This window comes from Gryllotalpicola sp. CP2-P1 (assembly GCF_057512245.1).
Genome location: NZ_JBLRDT010000237.1, coordinates 1 through 3,503, shown reverse-complemented (window position 1 = coordinate 3,503; position 3,503 = coordinate 1). Strand labels below are relative to the sequence as shown.

Below are 3,503 nucleotides of genomic sequence, written 5' to 3'. Positions count from 1 at the left end.
GGCGACGGCCAGGCGCAGACCGGCGCGCAGCAGGCCCTCTTCGAGCTGCTCGACGAGAACCGGTCCGTGCGTTCGGCCTCCGCGGCGGCGGCACCGGCCGTGACCGTCGCGGCGAGCGCGCTCCTCTCCCCCGACTCCCTCCTCGACGTTCTCGCCTAGGCCGCAGAAAGGCAGCACGACCACCATGACCGATCCCGTCTCCGCCACGAGCGGCGCCGCGCAGTCCGCAGCGGCCACCAGCATCTACTCGCCGCCGGCGACGAGCACCCCCAGCCAGACCATGGACAGCTCCATGTTCCTGCAGCTGCTCGTCACCCAGCTGCAGAACCAGGACCCGTCGAGCCCCATGGACACCGACCAGATGCTCTCCCAGACCACGCAGCTCGCCATGATGGAGCAGCTCACGACGCTCTCGTCGACGCAGACCGAGGGCTTCGCGCTGCAGATGCGGGCCGCGGCCTCCGAGCTGATCGGCAAGCAGGTCTCGTACACGAACTCCGACGGCGACGCCGTCTCGGGGACCGTCAGCTCCGTGAGCTTCTCGGGCCAGGTGCCCACCCTCACGGTCGGCACCGACCAGATCGCCCTCGACGACCTCACCGGCGTCGCCGCGCCCACCGCGTAACAACCGAAAGGACAGAACCGTGCTCCGTTCGCTCTACTCCGGAATCTCGGGCCTGCAGGCCCACCAGACCATGCTCGACGTCACCGGCAACAACATCGCCAACGTCAACACGGTCGGCTTCAAGTCCTCCGCCGTCGAATTCGAGGACACCCTCTCGCAGCTGTTCAGCGGCGCGACCGCGCCGAACGGCGGCGCGGGCGGCACGAACCCGGCCCAGATCGGCCTCGGCGTGAAGGTCGCCGGCATCTCGACCAACTTCACGGAGGGCTCGGCGGAATCGACCGGCAAGCCCACCGACCAGATGATCAACGGCGACGGATTCTTCGTCGTGAAGGTCGGGGGCACGAACGCCTACACCCGCGCGGGCGACTTCGACTTCGACTCGGCCGGTCAGCTCGTCTCGCTCTCGGGCGGCGGCCTGGTGCAGGGCTGGACGGCCGACGCAGCGGGCAACATCAACACGGGCGGCCCCATCGGCAGCATCGTGCTGCCGACCACGTCGGTCGCGCCGGCGGCCACGACGACCAAGGCGGTGTTCTCGGGCAACCTGCCGTCGAACGCCGCGGCGGGCACGGTCGTCAGCCGCGACCTCGACGTCTACGACGCGGGCGGGAAGAAGTCGACGGTGAGCCTCACGTTCACGAGCGACGGCGCCGGCAACTGGGCCGTCGCGAACGGCGCCAACGCCCTCGGCACCCTTACCTTCGCGAACGGCGTGCTGCAGAGCGGCGCGACGCTCACGACGGGCGGCGTCACGCTCGACCTCTCGAAGCTGACCGGCTACAGCGACCTCTCGACGCTCGCGCTCGACAGCCAGAACGGCCACGGCGCCGGCACGCTCACGGGGTACTCGATCGGCGCCGACGGCACCATCACCGGCTCCTACAGCAACGGCGTCATGCAGGCCATCGCCCGCATCGCCATCGCGAACTTCACGAACCCCGGCGGTCTCGAGAAGGCAGGCGGCTCGCTGTACACGCAGTCGCCGAACTCGGGCGCGATGACCCTCGGCAGCGCCGGCGACCCCGGGCTCGGCTCGCTGAGCGGCGGCTACCTCGAGGCATCCAACGTCGACCTCAGCCAGGAGTTCACGAACCTGATCGTCGCCCAGCGCGGCTTCCAGGCGAACGCGCGCATCATCACGACGAGCGACTCCGTGCTGCAGGAGCTCGTCGATCTGAAGCGCCAGTAGGCCGACCGTGATCGTCGTCACCCGTCTGAATCGCGAGAAGCTCGCGCTCAATCCCGACCTGATCGAGCGCATCTCGGAGAACCCGGACACGACCGTCTACCTCGTCGACGGCTCGAGCCACCTTGTGCGCGAGCCCATGAGCGAGGTCATCGACCGCATCCACGACGCCCGCGCCGCGGTTCTCGCGCGCGCGGCCGCCGCGGCTGAGAAGGAGTGAGCACCCGCTCATGGACATCGCACTGATCCTCGGCATCGTCGGCGCCTTCGGCGCTCTCATCGCGATGCTGACCCTGGAAGGCCAGAACGTCACCGCGATCCTGCTGCCGGCGCCCATGATCATGGTGCTCGGCGCGACGATCGCGGTGTCGTTCGGCAGCAGCACCGTCGCCGACGCGCTGCGGGCCTTCCGCACCATCCCGTCCGCCGTGCGCGGCAAGACGGTGAAGCCCGAGCAGTCGATCGAGGCGCTCGTCGGCATCGCCGAGAAGGCGCGGCGCGACGGGCTGCTCTCGCTCGAGTCGGATGCCGCCGAGGCATCCGACCCCTTCCTGCGCGTCGCCCTGCAGAACGTGGCGGACGGCGCCGACGAGGAGGAGCTGCGCACGGTGCTCGAGGATCAGATCGCGCTGCACGAGCGGGCCGGCAAGTCCTCCGCGAAGTGGTTCAAGACCGCGGGCGGCTACGCCCCCACCATCGGCATCATCGGCACCGTCGTCTCGCTCACCCACGTGCTCTCGAACCTCTCGAGCCCCGACAAGCTGGGCCCGCTCATCGCGAGCGCCTTCATCGCCACCCTGTGGGGCCTCGTCTCGGCGAACTTCATCTGGCTGCCGATCGGCGACCGCATCGACCGGCTCACCGACCTCGAGTCCCAGCGCATGCAGCTCGTGCTCGAGGCCGTGCTCGCGATCCAGGCCGGGGCCGGGCCGCACCTGCTCGCCGAGCGGCTGCGCGCCATGACACCGCAGAGGCCGCAGCGCGAGCCGCGCGGCAAGCAGGCCGACGAGAAGCAGGCGAGCGACGACCTCGACCTCCAGGACGCCGCCTGAGATGGCCGCCCGCCGGAAGCGCAGCACCACCTCGTCGGAGCACCACGTCGACGAGCGGTGGATGGCGTCGTACATGGACATGGTGACCGTGCTGATGTGCATGTTCATCGTGCTGTTCGCCATGTCGACGGTCGACGCCAACAAGTTCCAGGAGCTCAAGCACTCGCTCGCCACCGGCTTCGGCGTCGTGAAGACGCAGAAGGTCGACACGGCCAAGGGCGTCGTGGTGCCGCCCGACTATGTGGGCAAGGACGGCGAGATGACGGATGCCGCGCAGAAGGCCGCCCTCGAGCTCGCCGAGCTCGAGAAGCTCGAGCGGCAGATGAACACGGCCCTCGCGGCGCAGGGCCTGCAGAACACGGTCGGCTACGACATCGACGAGCGGGGGCTGACGGTGCACCTCGTCGGCGCGAACACCTTCTTCGCGACGAACTCCACGCAGCTCACGCCGGTCGCGCAGCGCGTCCTCGCCGCGATCTCCGGCCCCCTCAACACGGTGGGCAACCAGCTCGCGATCGAGGGGCACGCCGACGCGCGACCGCCCCAGCCGCCGTTCGCGACGAACTGGGAGCTCTCGACAGGGCGCGCGGTCGCCGTGCTGCGCGACCTCGTCGAGCACGGCCACGTCGCCGGCACC

The 3,503-nt window shown here is 69.8% G+C and carries 5 protein-coding genes; all 5 read left to right on the top strand.

The genetic code is table 11. The features are described 5' to 3' along the window. Positions 1 to 184 precede the first annotated feature (184 nt). Positions 185 to 625 (top strand): flagellar hook capping FlgD N-terminal domain-containing protein, encoded by a 441-nt coding sequence (locus ACM2XV_RS13470; protein ID WP_344774052.1) that lies wholly within the window; start codon positions 185 to 187, stop codon positions 623 to 625. Between the two features lie 19 nt (positions 626 to 644). Continuing rightward, positions 645 to 1,817, top strand: coding sequence for a flagellar hook protein FlgE (locus tag ACM2XV_RS13465; protein WP_344774050.1), 1,173 nt, complete (start codon positions 645 to 647; stop codon positions 1,815 to 1,817). A gap of 7 nt (positions 1,818 to 1,824) precedes the next feature. Then, positions 1,825 to 2,034, top strand: coding sequence for a flagellar FlbD family protein (locus tag ACM2XV_RS13460; RefSeq protein ID WP_344774048.1), 210 nt, complete (start codon positions 1,825 to 1,827; stop codon positions 2,032 to 2,034). Positions 2,035 to 2,044: 10 nt separating this feature from the next. Beyond that, complete coding sequence (locus ACM2XV_RS13455; RefSeq protein WP_344774046.1) at positions 2,045 to 2,866, top strand: motility protein A; 822 nt, start codon at positions 2,045 to 2,047, stop codon at positions 2,864 to 2,866. A gap of 1 nt (position 2,867) precedes the next feature. Next, positions 2,868 to 3,503 (top strand): OmpA/MotB family protein (locus ACM2XV_RS13450; protein WP_487027297.1); only part of this gene is annotated, 636 nt, incomplete at its 3' end.